The sequence below is a fragment of the Streptomyces sp. NPDC002520 genome (assembly GCF_053595235.1).
On sequence record NZ_JBSFXG010000004.1, the window covers coordinates 142,519 to 158,342 of the forward strand.

At 68.4% G+C, this 15,824-nt stretch carries 20 protein-coding genes, 1 tRNA gene and 1 riboswitch; of the genes, 7 read left to right on the forward strand and 14 right to left on the reverse strand.

Annotated features, from left to right (window positions below):
- Positions 1 to 26: 26 nt before the first annotated feature.
- Positions 27 to 2,810 (forward strand): transglycosylase domain-containing protein, encoded by a 2,784-nt coding sequence (locus tag ACWD5D_RS08800; protein WP_451372306.1) that lies wholly within the window; start codon positions 27 to 29, stop codon positions 2,808 to 2,810.
- On the opposite strand, the gene ACWD5D_RS08805 is transcribed toward ACWD5D_RS08800, so the two are convergent.
- The 3 genes from ACWD5D_RS08805 to ACWD5D_RS08815 all read right to left on the reverse strand — a co-directional run bounded on the left by ACWD5D_RS08805 (position 2,804) and on the right by ACWD5D_RS08815 (position 4,086).
- Entirely contained in the window at positions 2,804 to 3,124 is a 321-nt protein-coding gene (locus ACWD5D_RS08805; RefSeq protein ID WP_129308930.1) for a DMT family transporter, read from the reverse strand. The two genes, ACWD5D_RS08800 and ACWD5D_RS08805, sit on opposite strands and share 7 nt — an antisense overlap.
- A 36-nt stretch (positions 3,125 to 3,160) precedes the next feature.
- Positions 3,161 to 3,230, reverse strand: a riboswitch (guanidine-III (ykkC-III) riboswitch).
- Between the two features lie 121 nt (positions 3,231 to 3,351).
- Positions 3,352 to 3,654, reverse strand: coding sequence for a GroES family chaperonin (locus tag ACWD5D_RS08810; RefSeq protein WP_393879221.1), 303 nt, complete (start codon positions 3,652 to 3,654; stop codon positions 3,352 to 3,354).
- 99 nt (positions 3,655 to 3,753) lie between these two features.
- Positions 3,754 to 4,086 (reverse strand): DUF3618 domain-containing protein, encoded by a 333-nt coding sequence (locus ACWD5D_RS08815; protein ID WP_451372089.1) that lies wholly within the window; start codon positions 4,084 to 4,086, stop codon positions 3,754 to 3,756.
- 93 nt (positions 4,087 to 4,179) lie between these two features.
- Between ACWD5D_RS08815 and bcp the strand changes: the two genes are divergently transcribed.
- From bcp to ACWD5D_RS08830, 3 genes are all read left to right on the forward strand, one after another.
- Positions 4,180 to 4,647 carry a thioredoxin-dependent thiol peroxidase gene (gene bcp, locus ACWD5D_RS08820; protein WP_451372090.1) on the forward strand — a complete coding sequence of 156 codons (468 nt, stop codon included), beginning with the start codon at positions 4,180 to 4,182 and terminating at the stop codon, positions 4,645 to 4,647.
- A 367-nt stretch (positions 4,648 to 5,014) separates the two neighbouring features.
- The gene (locus ACWD5D_RS08825; protein WP_451372307.1) at positions 5,015 to 5,311 is read left to right on the forward strand and encodes an HNH endonuclease; all 297 of its coding nucleotides are present in this window, start codon (positions 5,015 to 5,017) and stop codon (positions 5,309 to 5,311) included.
- Positions 5,275 to 5,358: transfer RNA gene (locus ACWD5D_RS08830), tRNA-Leu, on the forward strand. The genes ACWD5D_RS08825 and ACWD5D_RS08830 overlap by 37 nt, the downstream gene beginning before the upstream one ends.
- A gap of 41 nt (positions 5,359 to 5,399) precedes the next feature.
- On the opposite strand, the gene rdgB is transcribed toward ACWD5D_RS08830, so the two are convergent.
- Both rdgB and ACWD5D_RS08840 read right to left on the reverse strand, forming a co-directional pair.
- Positions 5,400 to 6,002 (reverse strand): RdgB/HAM1 family non-canonical purine NTP pyrophosphatase, encoded by a 603-nt coding sequence (gene rdgB / locus ACWD5D_RS08835; protein WP_451372091.1) that lies wholly within the window; start codon positions 6,000 to 6,002, stop codon positions 5,400 to 5,402.
- A 79-nt stretch (positions 6,003 to 6,081) separates the two neighbouring features.
- Entirely contained in the window at positions 6,082 to 7,416 is a 1,335-nt protein-coding gene (locus ACWD5D_RS08840; protein WP_451372092.1) for an SGNH/GDSL hydrolase family protein, read from the reverse strand.
- Positions 7,417 to 7,735: 319 nt separating this feature from the next.
- On the opposite strand from ACWD5D_RS08840, the gene ACWD5D_RS08845 reads away from it, so the two are divergent.
- Positions 7,736 to 8,998: a DUF445 domain-containing protein gene (locus ACWD5D_RS08845; RefSeq protein WP_451372308.1), complete on the forward strand. Its 1,263-nt coding sequence runs from the start codon at positions 7,736 to 7,738 to the stop codon at positions 8,996 to 8,998.
- Positions 8,999 to 9,180: 182 nt separating this feature from the next.
- Here the strand turns inward: ACWD5D_RS08845 and ACWD5D_RS08850 are convergent, their stop codons facing one another.
- Positions 9,181 to 9,483: a hypothetical protein gene (locus ACWD5D_RS08850; protein ID WP_451372093.1), complete on the reverse strand. Its 303-nt coding sequence runs from the start codon at positions 9,481 to 9,483 to the stop codon at positions 9,181 to 9,183.
- A gap of 95 nt (positions 9,484 to 9,578) precedes the next feature.
- Positions 9,579 to 10,121, reverse strand: coding sequence for an MOSC domain-containing protein (locus ACWD5D_RS08855; protein ID WP_451372094.1), 543 nt, complete (start codon positions 10,119 to 10,121; stop codon positions 9,579 to 9,581).
- Between the two features lie 86 nt (positions 10,122 to 10,207).
- Between ACWD5D_RS08855 and ACWD5D_RS08860 the strand changes: the two genes are divergently transcribed.
- Positions 10,208 to 10,786, forward strand: coding sequence for an inositol monophosphatase family protein (locus tag ACWD5D_RS08860; protein WP_451372309.1), 579 nt, complete (start codon positions 10,208 to 10,210; stop codon positions 10,784 to 10,786).
- Here ACWD5D_RS08860 and ACWD5D_RS08865 read toward each other — a convergent pair.
- From ACWD5D_RS08865 to ACWD5D_RS08895, 7 genes are all read right to left on the reverse strand, one after another.
- On the reverse strand, positions 10,696 to 11,163 hold the full coding sequence (locus ACWD5D_RS08865) for a hypothetical protein (RefSeq protein ID WP_451372095.1): 468 nt from the start codon (positions 11,161 to 11,163) through the stop codon (positions 10,696 to 10,698). The two genes, ACWD5D_RS08860 and ACWD5D_RS08865, sit on opposite strands and share 91 nt — an antisense overlap.
- A 91-nt stretch (positions 11,164 to 11,254) precedes the next feature.
- Positions 11,255 to 11,479, reverse strand: a complete 225-nt coding sequence (locus ACWD5D_RS08870; protein WP_451372096.1) for a DUF397 domain-containing protein — start codon at positions 11,477 to 11,479, stop codon at positions 11,255 to 11,257.
- A gap of 567 nt (positions 11,480 to 12,046) precedes the next feature.
- Complete coding sequence (locus tag ACWD5D_RS08875; RefSeq protein WP_451372097.1) at positions 12,047 to 12,877, reverse strand: helix-turn-helix domain-containing protein; 831 nt, start codon at positions 12,875 to 12,877, stop codon at positions 12,047 to 12,049.
- Positions 12,867 to 13,385, reverse strand: a complete 519-nt coding sequence (locus tag ACWD5D_RS08880) for a DUF6879 family protein (RefSeq protein ID WP_451372098.1) — start codon at positions 13,383 to 13,385, stop codon at positions 12,867 to 12,869. Before ACWD5D_RS08880 ends, ACWD5D_RS08875 begins: the two co-directional genes overlap by 11 nt.
- Complete coding sequence (locus tag ACWD5D_RS08885; RefSeq protein ID WP_451372099.1) at positions 13,369 to 13,581, reverse strand: hypothetical protein; 213 nt, start codon at positions 13,579 to 13,581, stop codon at positions 13,369 to 13,371. Before ACWD5D_RS08885 ends, ACWD5D_RS08880 begins: the two co-directional genes overlap by 17 nt.
- Positions 13,582 to 13,794: 213 nt before the next feature.
- The gene (locus ACWD5D_RS08890; protein WP_451372100.1) at positions 13,795 to 13,989 is read right to left on the reverse strand and encodes a hypothetical protein; all 195 of its coding nucleotides are present in this window, start codon (positions 13,987 to 13,989) and stop codon (positions 13,795 to 13,797) included.
- An 8-nt stretch (positions 13,990 to 13,997) separates the two neighbouring features.
- Complete coding sequence (locus ACWD5D_RS08895; RefSeq protein WP_451372101.1) at positions 13,998 to 14,846, reverse strand: helix-turn-helix domain-containing protein; 849 nt, start codon at positions 14,844 to 14,846, stop codon at positions 13,998 to 14,000.
- Between the two features lie 266 nt (positions 14,847 to 15,112).
- On the opposite strand from ACWD5D_RS08895, the gene ACWD5D_RS08900 reads away from it, so the two are divergent.
- Positions 15,113 to 15,757: an ATP-binding protein gene (locus tag ACWD5D_RS08900; RefSeq protein WP_451372102.1), complete on the forward strand. Its 645-nt coding sequence runs from the start codon at positions 15,113 to 15,115 to the stop codon at positions 15,755 to 15,757.
- The last annotated feature ends 67 nt before the right edge of the window (positions 15,758 to 15,824 follow it).

Consider the following 15,824-nt stretch of genomic DNA (forward strand, 5'->3'; position numbering starts at 1 on the left):
CCCAGTCCTCGGAGAGCACCCAGGTCCTGCGGCGCATCGAGTCGCCGCGGGGAACCGGCGCGCCCAAGGACGCGGGGGAGAGGCCGGCCGCTGAGACGACCCAGGTTCTCCGGCGGGTGAACGCCCCCCGGACGGGAGAGCCGGCACAGCCCGGCCAGGACGGCGAGCCCGCCTCAACGGCCTCCCGGAGCACGGGAATCGGCGCTGGAACCGGCACTGGCACCAGCACTGGAACCGGCGTTGGTGCCGGCGCGGCCGCTGGTGCGGGCGCGGCTGCCGGTGCGGCCGCGGCAGCCTCGGCGGCCCCCGCCGGTCCGGGATTCCCGGCCGCCCCCAGGATCTCCTCGCCCCACGCGCCCGGCACCCGCAACACCCCCAACGCCTACTCGGCCCAGGCCACCGGCGCTTCCGCCACCCCCGCCACCGACCCCACCGCCTCCGCCGAGCCCCCGGCCGGAGGCACCGGCGGCGACGGCAAGAAGCCCAAGCGCCCCAAGCGCACCGGCTGGCGACGGATCATCCCCACCTGGCGCATGGTTCTCGGCACCTTCACCCTCGGTCTCCTACTGCTCATCGCACTGTTCTTCCTCGGGTACTCCCTCGTGAAGATCCCGCCCGCCAACGCCATGGCCATCAAGCAGGGCAACGTCTACCTCTACGCGGACGGCTCCCAGCTCGCCCGCGACGGAAAGATCAACCGCGAGAGCGTCCCCCTCGCCCAGGTCTCCGAGGACGCCCAGCACGCCGTACTGGCCGCCGAGGACCGGGACTTCTACACCGAGCCCGCCATCGACCCCCAGGCGATGGTCCGCGCCGCCTGGAACACGGCCATCGGCAAGGGCACGCAGTCCGGCTCCACCATCACCCAGCAGTACGTGAAGAACTACTACCTGGCCCAGGAACAGACGGTCACCCGCAAGGCCAAGGAGTTCTTCATCTCGATCAAGCTGGACCGCACCAAGTCCAAGGACGAGATCCTCGAGGGCTACCTCAACACCAGCTACTTCGGCCGCAACGCCTACGGCATCCAGGCCGCCGCGCAGGCCTACTACGGCAAGGACGCCATCGGCCTCGACCCGGGCCGCGCCGCCTACCTCGCCGCACTCGTCAACGCGCCCAGCGAGTACGACGTCGTGGCACATCCGGAGAACAAGCCCGCCGCCGTCGCCCGTTGGAACTACGTCCTGGACGGCATGATCAAGAAGGGCTGGCTCAGCCCGTCCGAGCGCGCCGGCATGAAGTTCCCGATGCCCAAGGAGCAGACCGTCTCCACCGGCCTGTCCGGCCAGCGCGGCTACCTCGTCGAGGCCGTCAAGGACTACCTCACCGAGAACGACATCCTCACCAAGGAGGAGCTGGAGGGCGGCGGTTACCGCATCACCACCACCATCCAGAAGAGCCGGCAGGACGCCTTCGTCAAGGCAGTCGACGACCAGCTCATGTCCAAACTGGACCCGAAGAACCGCAAGGTCGACTCCTACGTCCGCGCAGGCGGAGCCTCCGTCGACCCCAAGACCGGAAAGATCGTCGCCATGTACGGCGGCATCGACTACGTGAAGCAGTACACCAACGGCGCCACCCGCGGCGACTTCCAGGTCGGCTCCACCTTCAAGCCGTTCGTGTTCACCTCGGCGGTCGAGAACGGCTCCACCACGCAGGACGGCCAGGCCATCTCGCCCAACACCTACTACGACGGCACCAACAAGCGCCCCGTACAAGGCTGGAGCGGCGGCCCCTACGCCCCCGAGAACGAGGACTCCAAGTCCTACGGCGACATCACCGTCCGCAAGGCCACCGACCTGTCCGTCAACGCGGTGTACGCGCAGATGGCCGTCGACGTCGGCCCCGAGAAGGTCAAGCAGACCGCCGTCGACCTCGGCATCCCCAAGGACACCAAGGACCTCCAGCCGTACCCGTCCATCGCCCTCGGCACCGCCACCGCCAGCGTCCTCGACATGGCCGAGGCGTACGCCACGCTCGCCAACCACGGCAAGCACGGCACGTACACCATGATCGAGAAGATCAGCAAGGAAGGCACAGAGGAGGTCCAGCTGCCCGAACGGCAGACCGAGCAGGCCGTCAGCCGCGAGGCCGCCGACACCACGACCTCCGTCCTGCGGAGCGTCGTCGACAACGGCACCGCGACCGCCGCGAAGGCCGCGGGCCGCCCGGCCGCCGGCAAGACCGGCACCGCCGAGGAGGACACCGCCGCCTGGTTCGCGGGCTACACCCCCGAACTCGCCACCGTCGTCTCCGTGATGGGCCAGGACCCGGTGACCGCCGGCCACAAGTCGCTGTACGGCGTGACGGGCCTGGCCCGCATCAACGGCGGCGGCGCACCGACCCAGATCTGGGCGCAGTACACGCAGGCCGCACTCCAGGACAAGCCCGTCACCGACTTCGACCTCCAGCTCCAGCAGGGCGCCGAGACCCAGGCACCGGGCAGCCTCTCCCCGAGCACGCCCGCCACAGACGGCGGCCAGGACGACGGCGGCACCACCACCGGCACCCCCACCGGCGGCGCCACACCCACCGACGGCGGCCAGGACAACGGCGGCACCCAGGGCGGCACGACCGACGGCGGCACCATCGGCACCACCACCGACGGCGGCACCACCACCGACGGAGGAACGACCACCGACGGCGGAACCGTCACCGGCGGCGACCCCGCCGGCGGCACCACCGGAGGCGGCACCCCGGGCGGCGCGGCCGACGGCGGCACCCCCGGCGGCGGCACCACCGACACCGGCGGCACCACAGGCACCACGACCGGCACCGGAGGCCAGCAGCTCAGTCCCCGCCGTCAGTGACCGCTGGTCGCCTTCAGCCCCACCACGGCGACCAGCAGCAGACACACGAAGAACACCCGGGCGGCGGTGACCGGCTCACCCAGCACCACCATGCCGAGCACCGCCGCCCCGGCCGCACCGATCCCCACCCACACGCCATAAGCGGTACCGATGGGCAGCGACCTGGCGGCGTACGACAGCAACACCATGCTCGCGACGATCCCGGCACCCGTCAGCACACTGGGCACGAGCCGGGTGAACCCGTCGCTGTACTTCATCCCGATCGACCAGCCCACTTCGAGCAGACCGGCGACGACAAGCAGAACCCAGGCCATGACAGGCACCTCCGAGACGAACGACCGCTTCCATCGGGTGCGTCGTCTTTGCCTGCATCCCGGTACGGCGCGTCTCGTCGGGCTCCTTCGAACATAGCAAAGAAACGACAAAAGGGGCTGGTGACAACAGTCACCAGCCCCTCCACACCATCGATCCCGAGGCCTAGCCCCCAAAGACGCAGGCCTCCGAGATGAAGACGCAGGCCTCAGAGATACAGACGCAGGCCTCAGAGATACAGACCCGTGGAGTCCTCCGACCCCTCGAACCGGTCCGCCGCCACCGCATGCAGATCACGCTCGCGCATGAGCACGTACGCCACGCCCCGCACCTCGACCTCCGCCCGGTCCTCCGGATCGAACAGCACCCGGTCACCAGGCTCCACGGTCCGCACGTTCTGCCCGACCGCGACCACCTCGGCCCAGGCCAGCCGCCGCCCCACCGCGGCGGTCGCGGGAATCAGAATGCCGCCCCCCGACCGCCGCTCGCCCTCACCGGCCTCCTGCCGCACGAGAACCCGGTCGTGCAACATCCGGATCGGCAGCTTGTCGTGATGGGGGGTGCTCTGCACGTTTCTGTTGGCGCTCACGCCTCGAACCTACCTGTCCTCGCCACGCCCGTACCCGCCCGGTCAGCCCTTGCGCCGCCGCCGCGAGCCCACGGCCAGCAGCCCGACGACACCCACGGCGAGCAGCGCCACCGGCACGACCCGCTCCATCCGCGGCTCGCCCTCGTCATCGACGAACTGCGCCCGGACCTCGCTCACCATCCGATTGACCTGCACATACGCCCGGCCGACCGTGTGGTCGATGTTGGCGACGACCTTCGCCTTGACGTCCCCGACGATCGTCCGCGGATGCACCCGCACCCCGATCTCGTCGAGCGTGTCGGCCAGCACGTCGCGGCGGCGCTTGATGTCCGCCTCGATCTGCGCCGGGGTTCTGGTGTCCGACGTGTCCGCCACCGTACGGCCTCCGAAGTCTCCTGATGCTGTTCTGGACAGTCTGTCAGCTTCTCCTCACCCCGCACCGCAAGGCCCCCCGGTTACGCTGGCCCGATGAGCGAGCGACTCCAGCCGGGCGACGTGGCCCCCGCCTTCACCCTCCCCGACGCCGACGGCAACGAGGTGTCCCTGTCGGACCACAAGGGCCGCAAGGTCATCGTCTACTTCTACCCGGCCGCCCTGACCCCCGGCTGCACCAAGCAGGCCTGCGACTTCACCGACAACCTGGAACTCCTGGCCGGCGCCGGCTACGACGTCATCGGCATCAGCCCCGACAAGCCGGAGAAGCTGGCCAAGTTCCGCGAGAAGGAGTCCCTCAAGGTCACCCTCCTCGCCGACCCCGACAAGAAGGCCCTCGACGCGTACGGCGCCTTCGGCGAGAAGAAGAACTACGGCAAGACCTACATGGGCGTCATCCGCTCCACGATCGTCGTCGACGAACAGGGCAAGGTCGAACACGCCCTCTACAACGTCCGCGCCACCGGCCACGTAGCCAAGATCATCAAGGACCTGGGCATCTGAGCCCCACCCCTCCACCGTCGGAACGGCCCGTACCGGGGCACCCCGGTACGGGCCGTTCCGTATATCGGGCGTGACTGTCCGATAACCGGTTCGTTACTCCGTGCGAGGCTGCGAACACGCAGCCGGAAACGGAGGGGGCTCAATGGGGGCCAGTACGTACACCAAGGAGCGGCTGGAAGAGGCGGCTCGGGGAGCGCGGACGTTGTCGGAGGCACTGGAGAGGCTGGGGGTGGATCCGAGGAGTTCGACGCGGCGGTACGTGCTCGCGCGGATGAAGAAGCTGGGGGTGGATGTCTCGCACTTCGAGCGGGAGGGGGTGAGGTGGACGCGGGAGATCCTTGAGCGGGCTGTGGCTGCCTCGGCCAGCATGAACGAAGTGCTGCGCCGCGCGCTCCGCGAAGTCGGTGTCCCGGAGGAGTGCGCGGGATGCGGTGTCGGCTCGCAATGGATCGGCAAGCCCATGACCCTCGAGATCGACCACATCAGCGGGGAGTGGCGGGACAACCGGCGGGAGAACCTGCGGCTGCTGTGTCCCAACTGTCACGCAATCACAAGTACCTGGTGTCGAGGTGGTCGCCGACGTTCCCCTCGGGCAGGCGGTGGACGACCGGTACCATGGCGGTGCGCGCGGCCGTGTTGTAACTGGCAGCCAAGCGGCGCTTAGAACGCCGTGGGCGAAAGCCCGTGTGGGTTCGAGTCCCACCGGCCGCACACGCAGAGGGGTCGTCCGGTGGGCGACCCCTCTCCCGTGCTCAGCCCAGCAGCTCCCGCACCACCGGTACCAGCGCCCGGAACGCCTTGCCCCGGTGGCTGATCGCGTTCTTCTCGTCCGGGGTCAGTTCCGCGCACGTCCGCGTCTCGCCGTCCGGCTGGAGGATCGGGTCGTAGCCGAAGCCGTTGGTGCCCGAGGGGGCGTGCCGCAGGGTGCCGCGCAGCCGGCCCTCGACGACGCGTTCCGTTCCGTCCGGCAGGGCGAGCGCGGCGGCGCAGGCGAAGTGGGCGTCGCGGTGGGTGTCGTCGATGTCGGCGAGCTGGGCGAGGAGGAGGTCGAGGTTGGCCTTGTCGTCGCCGTGGCGGCCGGCCCAGCGGGCGGAGAAGATGCCGGGGGCGCCACCGAGGACGTCGACGCAGAGGCCGGAGTCGTCGGCGACGGCGGGCAGGCCGGTGGCCCGGGCGAGGGCGTGGGCCTTGAGAAGGGCGTTCTCGGCGAAGGTGACGCCGGTTTCCTTGACGTCGGGGATGTCGGGGTAGGCGTCGGCGCCGATCAGCTCGTGGGGGAGTCCTGCTTCGGCGAGGATGGCCCTCAGTTCGGTGATCTTTCCGGCGTTGCGGGTGGCGAGGATCAGGCGGGTCATGGGGGCCAGTATCCCGGGGTGGTGGGGCGCGTCCCCCGCCGCCCCTTGGCCCAGGGCGCCTTCCAGTCCCCGCACGTCCCTACAGCTGCGCCTGCCCCGCACCCTTCAGCGCGCCCAGGTCGAAGATTTCGCCCATCCTGCGGAAGCCCAGGTCGCTGGGGTGCAGGTGGTCACCGGAGTCGTAGTCGGGGCGCAGCCGGCGCGGGTCGTAGGGGTCCCTCAGGGCCCGGTCGAAGTCGACGACGGCGTCGTACACGCTTCCGGCCCGGATCTGGGCGTTGACCTGCCGGCGCACGGCCTCCCGGGCGGGGGTCCAGCCGGGACGTCCGCGGAAGGGCATCAGGGTGGCGCCGACGACCTTCAGGCCGCGTGCGTGGGCCTGGCGGACCAGGGTGCGCAGTCCTTCGGTGATCCGGTCGGGGTCGGCGAGCCCGGGGTTGCGCAGGATGTCGTTGACGCCGAGGTCGATGACGACGACTTTGACGTTGGTGCGGGTGAGGGCGTCGCGGTTGAAGCGGCCGAGGCCGCTCTGGTTCTCGGCGGGCCGGCCGAGGCCGTCGGCGAGGATCTGGTTGCCGCTGATGCCTTCGTTGACGATGCCGTAGCGGGGCAGTGGCCGGCCGTCGTCCACGGCGGTGCGCAGGCGGCCGGAGAGGATGTCGGTCCAGCGGCGGTTGGCGCCGACGGTGGAGGTGACGCCGTCGGTGATGGAGTCGCCGAAGACGACGACGGTGCCGTCGGCCTCGTTGCTGAGGACGTCGAGGGCCGTCAGGTAGCGCCAGTACTCGGTCTGTTGGGTGTACGGCGTGCCGGTGGCGTCCTCGGTGCGGTCGCCGTCGGCGACGTAGGAGACCTGTCGGGCGTGGGGGTGGTAGGTGACGGGGCCGGAGGGGGTGGGGGAGTAGGTGGTGACGAGGATGTCGGTGTCGTGGGGGATGACGATCCGCACCGCGTCGCTGACTGTCTCGCCGCCGGGGGGTATGACGACGCTGGTGCCGCCGTCGAAGGTGAGGCGCCGCATCGTTTCGGCGGCGGCCGCGGCGGTGCCCTGGCCGGCGGAGAGGGCGAGGGAGGCGTGCGTGATGGTCAGCGGGGCCTGGCCGTAGAGGTTGGAGAGCGTGACGCGGGCGCTCGTCCCGCCGGTGCCCGCGTGGACGACGTTGCGCACCGAGCGGCCTGCGAGGCCCTCGGTCTCCGTGCCGGGTTCGCCGCCCACGGGGGCTGTGGTCCAGGAGCCGACCCAGGTGCCGGCGGAGGCCGGGACTGCTGAGAAGTCGTGCTGGGGGCGGTTGCCGGCGAGGGTGCTGCGCGGGGTGCCGCCGTCGGTGGCCACTGTGAGGTAGATGGCGGCGGACAGGGCCACGACGAGTGCGACGAGCGCACTCAGTACCGCATAACCATGACGCTTGGTCACGCTTGTGTTGTTCTCCCCGGGAAATGGGAGCCCGAGGCTCCGATCCGAAGAGCCCATGATGAGTCATGAGCTCTGGGGAGCTGACAGGCCCCTGTCGAACCCCCCGGTCAGAAGCCTGCCTGTCCCCTCCACACAGATGCTGGGAACTCCGGTTCCGTTCCGGGAGTCGTCAGGAAGGGACAATGTGTGTGCGGGATCACCGAACGGGCGGAGCGAGATGGAACGCACGGAAAGCGAGACGGAACGCGCGGACAGCGCGATGGAACGCGCTGCGGGGGAGACCCCGGGGAACCCGGGCGGCACCCCGACCCACCGGACCATGACCGCCTTCACCCCCGCCGACGAGGAACGCCGGCGCGGGGTACGGCGTATGAAGCTGACGGCCACCGGACTGCTGGTGTTCGTGGCGGTCGTGTACGTCCTGGCGAAGTGGGCCTCGAACGAGGGCGCGGGCGAGTGGGCGAGCTATGTGGCGGCGGCCGCGGAGGCCGGCATGGTGGGTGCGCTGGCGGACTGGTTCGCCGTCACCGCGATTTTCCGGCATCCGCTGGGTCTGCCGATCCCGCACACCGCGATCATCCCTACGAAGAAGGATCAGCTCGGCGTCACTCTCGGTGAGTTCGTCGGTGAGAACTTCCTCTCCGAGGACGTCGTACGGCAGCGGTTGCGCGCGGTCGGTATCGGCAGCCGGCTGGGTGCCTGGCTGGCGGAGCCCGAGCATGCCGACCGGGTGACCGCCGAGCTGGCCACCGCGCTCCGAGGCGCTCTGACGGTCCTGCGTGACTCCGATGTGCAGGCGGTCGTGGGGGAGGCGATCACCCGGCGGGCCGACGCGCAGGAGGTCGCGCCGGGCATCGGCAAGATGCTGGAGAAGATCGTCGCCGATGGGGGGCACCGGCGGGCCGTCGACCTGGTGGTGGCCCGCGCCCATGACTGGCTGGTGCTGCATCAGGGCGATGTCATGGACGCGGTGGAGGGTGGCGCGCCGGGCTGGACCCCGCGTTTCGTGGACCGCAAGGTGGGCGAGCGCGTCTACAAGGAGCTGCTCCGCTTCGTCACCGAGATGCGTGACATGCCGTCCCACCCGGCCCGTGGCGCCCTCGACCGTTTCCTCACGGACTTCGCGTCCGACCTGCAGTCCGACACCGACACACGCACGCGCGTGGAGCGCCTCAAGCGTGAGGTGCTGGGCCGTGGCGAGGTGCAGGACCTGATCGCCTCGGCGTGGAGTGCCGTACGGTCCATGGTCCTCGCGGCGGCGGAGGACGAGCGCAGCGCGCTGCGGCTGCGCCTGCGGGCCGCTCTTCTCTCGCTCGGTGCGCGGATGGCGACGGAGCCGAAGGTGCAGGAGAAGGTCGACAGCTGGGTCGAGGGTGCGGCGGTGCACGTGGTGACGACCTACCGCAAGGAGATCACTTCGCTGATCACCGACACGGTGGCCGGCTGGGACGCCGAGCACACCACCCGCAAGATCGAGGCTCACATCGGCCGTGACCTGCAGTTCATCCGGATCAACGGCACGGTGGTGGGGTCGTTGGCGGGGTTGCTGATCTATGTGGTGTCGCGTGCGGTGGGGGCGTGAGGCGGGGGTGTGGGGTGGGGGCCCGGGGTGGAGGTGCGAGGCGGGGGTGTGAGGTGGGGGCGTGAGGCGGGGGTGTGAGGTGGAGGCCTGGGGTGGGGGTCCGAGGCGGGGGCCGGTGCAAGTGGGCCGGGTTTTGTAGGTGAGCCCGGCCCTGCGAGCTGCGTGCTGCGGGGTTCGGGGTCTCAGCCGCGGCGGTCGGCGACGGCCCAGGAGGCCAGGGCCACGGCGCCGGCAACGCCGAGCACGGACGGCCAGGCGCCGACCTTCTTCGCGAGCGGGTGGGACCCGGCGAACGCGGCGACGTAGGTGGCGCTCAGCGCGCCGGCGGCCTTGGCGCCCGCCTTCTTGTGCCACTGCTGCGCGGCGGCCGCACCGGCGACGGCCAGGACGGCTCCGCCGAGCTGCCGCTTCTTGGTCCAGCGGGCGACGCCGTATCCGCCGACGAGTCCGGTGGCGGCGACGACCGCGCTGGGAACCTTGGCCATGAGTGTCTCCTCGTATGCCTGTGCCTGCCCTTGTGTGCCCTTTTGTCTCCGCCGAGGCTAACGCGCGGTCGGGCCGCCCCTCGCGGCGGGCCCCGTCAGACCCGCTCAAGAGGCCGCGACGGCCCTGCGGGAACCTCCACCGCTATCCCGTCTCCCGGCCGCACCACGCCCCCCACCTTCACGATCCCCATCACCCCGCCCTTGTAGACGACGCGCCCGTCCTCCCCTCGCCTCACGACCTCCTTCAGCAGCCCGCGCCGGAAGTTGTCGATCTGTGCACAGGGATTGCGCAGCCCGGTCACCTCGACGACGGCCTCGTCCCCGATCCGCAGCAACGCCCCCGTGGGCAGCCCCAGCAGATCGATCCCCCGGGTGGTGATGTTCTCCCCGAGCTCCCCGGCCGCCACCCGGAACCCGTTCTCCGCGACTTCCTCGAACAACTCCTCGTGGATGAGGTGTACCTGCCGCAGATTGGGCTGCGTCGGATCCTTCGCCATCCGAGACCGATGCTTGACGGTCGCCCCGGCATGCACGTCCCCCTCGACCCCGAGCCCGGCGAGCAACCTGATGCTCTCCCGGTTGGGCTTGGTGAAGGAGTACTCCCCGTTGCTGCTCACGGCAGTGACAACCCCGGCCATACGACAACCCCCGTTCCCACGCACGAATCCAAGACCTCCCGAAGCCTAACCGGTGCCGGTGAGCGGGCGCTTGGCCCTGGGCGGGCCTGGCAGCTGCTGACGGCACCCCTTTGCTCGGCCTGGTGGCCGACCCTTGGCGTGGCGAGACCTTCACGGCGATCCGAGGACGGGGCGCCCACCTCAACGGCCTCCCGATCCACGCGGCCCCTCACACCACCCTCACCAGCCACCTCTTCCTCACTGAATGGGCCACCCAGGCCCACTGGCCCGGCCTGGACCCCCTCCTCACCGCCCTCTCCGCCCGCCACTGCACGGCAAGGGTGATGGGCTCCACGGCCCTCTCCCTGGCCCAGGTAGCCGCAGGCCGGACAACCGCCGCGGCCATCGGCGAATTCCACTCCGTGGACGGCCTCCCGGCCTATCTGATCGCAACGGAGGCGGGCGCGGTGGCCTTCCCGGAAGTCTCCCTGTACGACGAGCCGTTGATGTTGGCGGCGCCGGGGGTAGCGGAGGAGGTGGGGGAGCTGTGGGGGGGGTCGGGACGGAGAGGTGTAGAAGCCCCGCTGCCGCTCAGCTATCCCATGGGGCAGGCCAGTTCAGGCTTCGACCGGTTCGGAGAACACGTCACCAGGGCCAACGACAGGTATGAGGGACGCTCAAGGTAGAACCCGAGTGAGATGTCAGCACCCGAAAGCAGCCTCTCCACAGCGGAGTTGACGAGTCTCGGCAGATCGACGCACTCACGGTCGCGTTCGGAGACGAACCGAGGCACGTACTCGGTCACGCGTTCGCCGATCCAGGCTGCCGCTTCCTTGGGCTCACTCCATGTACCGCGCACCAGGGAGCGCGGTTTGGCCAGCCAGTACGCCGTCTCCAGTGGAGGAAGATCCGCGGTCGGAAACGCCGTGGCCACCTCGCGATAGCGCTGGATCAGCTCGGGTCTGCCTCCCGCCGGGGGCGGTTCGGGGTGCGGCGGCCGCCGTAGGGCTTCGTCGTCGAAGGATTCCTTCGGCCCGACCCATAGGTAGCCATGGTGGTGCACCAGTCGCCATCCCCATTCGGCGTCGGTTCGGTGGTGGAAGAAGGCCCGGCCGGTCCCGGGCCTGAGCGGGTACCGGCCGGGCCGAGGAAGGTCACACGGGCAGGCCGAACCTCGCGGGGTCGATGCCGGCCGCGTCCAACTCTTCCGTGGTGAACCGCAACGGCTCCGCGTCCGGCCGCTTGCTGTCGCCGAGCGCCCAGGCGTCGTCGCCGATCCGCGCGAGCGTCACGCATCCCTCGGTACAGGGACCTCCGCATGCCTTCACGAAGGAGGCCCCGCTGATGTCGAGCCCGTACAGGCTGTTTCCGTCCAGCATCACTGCACCTTCTTTCTGCCCAACTGGTCGCGGCCACGACTGACCGCCGCCGCCCATGGTGGGCGGGAGTTCATGGGGGAGGTCGCTGGCGCCTCGGTGTGCGGAGCCCCTATCGCGTCCTTCGCAGCGTCGGCACCGACAGGGTGGCCACTCCGTGGTGATCAGGGGCGGAAGGTCATCCGTGGTGAATACCGCATGTTCGGGTCCCCACGTCTTCCCGGAGTCCTGCGAGACACGAATGGTCATGAGAGGGCTGTCGGTGAAGAGTCCGGTCGCATTTCCACGGCTCATGACGCGTGGGCCTCGGCCTGATGCCTGCGCAGCCGCACGTTCGAGTCGGATACGGCGCTGTGGTCTCCCATGGACCGATCATTCTCGCGGCGCATACAAATACCGAGGCATGTGCTGCACCCTGGTGCCGCTTTAGGTTCCGACGGGAGTTCGGTCGGTTCGTACCCGTGAGGCTTGCATGTGTCCGCCATTGGTCCTCCCAAGGTTTTCATGACTCACACATGATCCATCGCCGAGTGCGCTAAGTCGAGCTGTATTCCCGTTGTCTACTAAAGATCAACGGTAGAGGTTCGCCCATTCCTGAAGGAGATTCCGGGCTGCTTCTCCGAATCGAGCTTCCTGCTCGTACTTCCTGAAAACGTCGAGGTGTTCGGCGATGTCACGGGGGTCACGGAAGACGGTCCGCCCAGTGAATGTCTCGACAGTGGCGAGACGGTCGTCATAGACGGTGAAAGTGTTCATGGGGCCGCGACTTATGACCGTGCCTATGGGTATGAGCCCTATCCGTATGTTGAGGAGATGGGACAGCGAGGCCAAGCGATCGATCTGCACGGCCATGGCGGCCGGAGGAACCGCGGCCCACCGCACGGCCTGCTCCGTGAGCAGGAAGGTGAAGCGCTTTGTCGTGTCGTAGAGCACCGCCTGCCGTTCCAGTTTCCGCGCCACCGTCTTCGAGACGTCTCCCGGTGAGTATTCGAGGCTTGCGCGGATGTATTCTGGCGTGGACAGCAAACCGGTGATCATCGCCGGTAGAAAATAACGAAGCTCCGTGGCTTCGGCCTCAAGGCCGGCCAACTCTGCCTGGCGCTTTTCAAGGCCGCGTCGCCATGACGACCGGATGGGTTGCCATTCGGTGTTCGCCAGCCGCGCCAGCGACGTTATTTCGGCAACCAATTGCTCCGGGGCTTCGAGTGCGCGCAGGATGAGTTCAACGTCGACCAGGCTCGGCGTGATCTCTGCCGTCTCGATCTTGCTGATCTTTGATTGCGAAACATTGCAACGCCTGGCGAGCCGGACCTGGGACAGGCCGGCTCGCTTGCGCATCGCTCTCAGCGTCTCGGCCAGGTCGGCTTTCGACTGCCCCAGCTGCTCGGGATCAAGCGTCAAGGCCCTTCACGTACTCCTCGAAGGGCACCGATTCGGACAGTGCGATGCCCTGGTACTCCCGGTACGGTGCCGGGTCGCCTTCGTACGCTTCCCGGCTGATCTGAGTTCCGTCCGCCTCGTAGTGCATCAGCACGATCCGGGAACGGTCGAACATCCAGAAGTCCTGGACGCCGTCGAGTGGGTTGGGGCGATCGGTCACGTCGAGGATGCGGATCGCCTCACCTGCTTCGACGTTGTGGCGGTAATGCTCGAACTCGAAGCGGAGGTAGTCCGAGAGCGGGCGAGTGATGATATGCACCCGCCCGACACTGCGGCCGCCGGCCACGTACGCCTCGACCCTGTCGAACCAGGGTTGTGTCGCTTCACGCGTCACAGGCTCCCCGTCCAGGAATCGGCGGACGACTTCTTCCTCCTGCGGGACTCGGTAGACAGGCAGGGTTTCCAGGCGCCATGCCTCCTGTTCCATGGCGTCGAACGTCCTCCGCCAGTCCTCACCAGCCAAGAGCACGGACTGCCTCCCTCAGAATCGACTCCGGGATCTCCACGAGCGCTTCGCCCTCCGGCGGGTCGAAGGCATTCGACAAGTCCCCTTGAACCACGAACGACCCCGACCTGGTTCGGTACACGTTGGGGCAGTCGTCGCCCCCACACTCGCCGTTGCCGTTGCCGTTGCCGGTCAGTCGCGTCAGATCGCCGCGCGCCATTGTGCCCCCTGTGTGTCGGGCCGGGCCGTTCCCTGCCTCAGGGGGACGTTAGGGCGGAAGGGTGGAGAGTGTCCATGACACCACGGGAATATTCCTGTACTGGGGTAGTCGATCTAGTAAGTGCGGGATTCCTGTCCGACGTAGCCCGGAGCGAAGGCGCGGGCGACAGCCCTCCTTGCGGTTCCATCGAAGGTCAGCGATCCAAGAGCGGTTTCACTTCAGCAAGTGGTCCGCCTTTCCGGCCTTGATGTCGAGAATCATGGTTCGCAGAGCGTCACGGCTGTCCGTGATGAAACGGTCCTCCTGGCCATGCACCGCTATGTACGCGTTGCCGGACTCGTCGACACCTATCCGAAAGCACGAGTTGCCCTCTCCGCAGAAGGGCTCTTCCCACTGAACTTCGGACATGACGCCTCCTAGAGTTCGCGTGCGACCGTGCGGATGAAGTCCCTCGATCCGTCAGGCGGTAGCGCCAGGTCCTCCATCCGATCCAGGTGAGCACGGTACTTGGTCAACTCGGCCTCGCCGTAGTGGAAGTCCGGGCCGTGAGAGTTGTCGATCTGTACGGTGTCCAGTCGCTCGGACGGTCCCTCTGCGTAGAGGACCGTCTGGCCCGCGCCGGGGAATGCTCCGTGGGTGAAGGGGACGACGCGTACCGTGACGCCGTCCCTCTCGGACTGTGCGATCAGATGTTCCAGCTGTTCGCGAGCGACCCGAGGCCCTCCGAACTGCATCCGGATCGCGGCCTCGTGCACGATCGCGGTGAAAGGCGGTGCGCAAGCAGGGGCCAGCAGCTCCTGGCGTCGACTGCGATGGGCGGCCCTCATGGCCACCTCGTGCTCGGGCAGTTGTGGTAGGACAGCACGGAAAACCGCGAGGGCGTGGTCCGTCGTTTGGAGCAGGCCGGGGATGTGCACCGTGCAGGCCACGCGCATACGAGTGGCTCCGGCCTCCAACTCGGCGATGTCCAACATGCCTTGGGGGAGGCTCTCACGGTACTGATCCCACCAACCTCGTCCGGCCGACGCCATCTCGACCAGCGCTCCCACGTACTTCTCGTCGTCGCAGAGACAGTGCTGAGCCAGGGTCCGCAGGCGTTCCTCGCTGATGTTCCGGACGCCGGACTCCATGTTGGAGATCTTGCCGCGATCGACGCCGAGGAGATTCGCTGCCTGCTCCGCGGACATGCCTGCGGTGATCCGCATCCTGCGCAACTCGTGGCCGAGGCGCTTCTGCCGCTGAGTGGGGACTGCCTTCGGGGGCATGACGGTCCTTCCGTGTTGGCTCAGACGGCAGTCTGCCGTGCGCGGGCATCCCCGAGCCACGATCGAGCTAATTTTCCGAATCAGATGGCAAATTTACCTGAGCCTCTTCTAGCTTGAACATCACACCGCACACGCGGCGGTGAGCAGAAGCGCATCGTGCATGCCTACCTGTTCTCTCCTGCCCTGGGAGGGGTGGCCTGCGCCAGGGCGACAGGCCACTGCTTCACGAGCAGCGCAACCAGACAGGTGATCAGAGGAGTTGGGACATGGATTGCGGTGGATGTACGCCGAGAAGGCCTTGGGATCTTTCTTTCTCCGCCGAGCCGGCGGAAATGGCGGCGCTGCGGCGCTTGCTTCGCATTCATCTGGGCAATTGGGGACTGGCAGAGCTGACGGAGCCGGCCCAGCTCTGCCTGAGCGAACTCGTCTCCAATGTGATCACACACGTGGGCCCCGGTACCCCGACGACGCTCGCCGTCTCCATCAGCGGTACGAGCCTGCGTATGGAAGTCCATGATCCCGACACTCGGGCCTTACCGCGTCTGATCGCCTCGGCCAGCGATGCCGAGGCGGGGCGCGGTATGGCCCTCGTAGACGCGATGTCTGAGCGCTGGGGCGTCCAACTCCTGCCCGACCGCAAGATCACGTGGGTCGAACTCGCATCGGGACTGACGGAGGCGAACGGCCACAGCAAGGACGTCCGGGTCTCCAGAGCCACGAGTTGCCTGCACCTCTACAACGCGGGGCTGCCGACCCACCTGCCGGGATCGAGCAAGCTGAGCGCCATCGCCGCGGAGGAGGTGGCGATCGACGTCATCTCCGATCTTCTTCACTGGCTTCGAGCCCACGGCCATGACGCCGATGAGGCGCTCGACCGCGCCCAGATGCAGTTCGAGGCGGACACGCTATGACCCCGCATGGTGACGGAAGGGTCCCGGACTCGCGAAACAGGCGAAGACGCCGATCCGTGTCGGCGTC